A 942-nucleotide genomic window follows, 5' to 3' on the forward strand; every position below is an offset into this window, starting at 1 on the left:
GGCTTTACGGTCAACACCGCCGCTGGCACGGCGGCCATCACCGTGAACAGCGCCGTGGTCAACGCAACGGCCAAGACCGTCACGCTGACGCTGAGCCGCGCCGTGGCCAGCGCGGAGACGGTGACCGTGAGCTACACCAAGCCCACATCCGGCGCCGTGGTGCAGGACGCTGCCGGCAACGACGCAGTGGACTTCAACAGCCGGGCGGTCACCAACACCACGCCCCGGGTGCCCAACGAGGAGCTCACCGTCGATATCACGATCGCCGACAGCGCGCTCACCGCGGGCGAGACCACCACCGTCACCATCACCTTCAGCGAGCCCGTCAACGGCTTTGACGCCAGCGACATCGTGTGCACGAGCGGCACGCTGAGCACGCCCGCGACCAACGCCGCGCGCACGGTCTGGACGGCCACCTTCACGCCCACGGCCAACATCAACGTCCCGTCGAATGTCATCAACATAGACCTCGCCAGGGTGACCGACAACGCTGGCAACCCCGGCAAGGGTGAAACCACGAGCGCCAACTACTCCGTGGACACCCGAGATACCGTGGCCCCGCTGCTCCGCAGCGCCACGGTCAACGGCGACCAACTGGTGCTCACGTACACGGAAGCCAACACCCTGAACGGGGCCGCGCTCACAGGCAACGCCGGCTTTACGGTCAGCACCACCACGGGCACGGCCATCCCCGTCAACAGCGCCAGCGTGAACGCAACGGCCAAGACCGTCACGCTGACACTGAGCCGCGCCGCGGCCAACGGCGAGGCGCTGACCGTCAGCTACGCCAAGCCCGCGACCGGCGGGGTCCAGGACGCTGCCGGCAACCAGGCGGTGGACTTCAGCAACCAGACTATTACCAACACCACCCCGGACACCACGCCCCCGGTGATCAGCAGCGCCGCGGTCAACGGCGACAAACTGGTGCTCACGTACACGGAA

1 protein-coding gene is annotated in these 942 nt (G+C 67.4%); it reads left to right on the forward strand.

Going from position 1 to position 942, the window contains the following annotated elements; translation table 11 throughout:
• Positions 1 to 942: SwmB domain-containing protein (locus VTU_RS28260; protein ID WP_010106960.1), on the forward strand; the 942-nt coding region annotated here is incomplete at both ends.

The organism is Verminephrobacter aporrectodeae subsp. tuberculatae At4 (assembly GCF_000193225.1).
GTDB lineage: Bacteria > Pseudomonadota > Gammaproteobacteria > Burkholderiales > Burkholderiaceae_C > Acidovorax > Acidovorax aporrectodeae.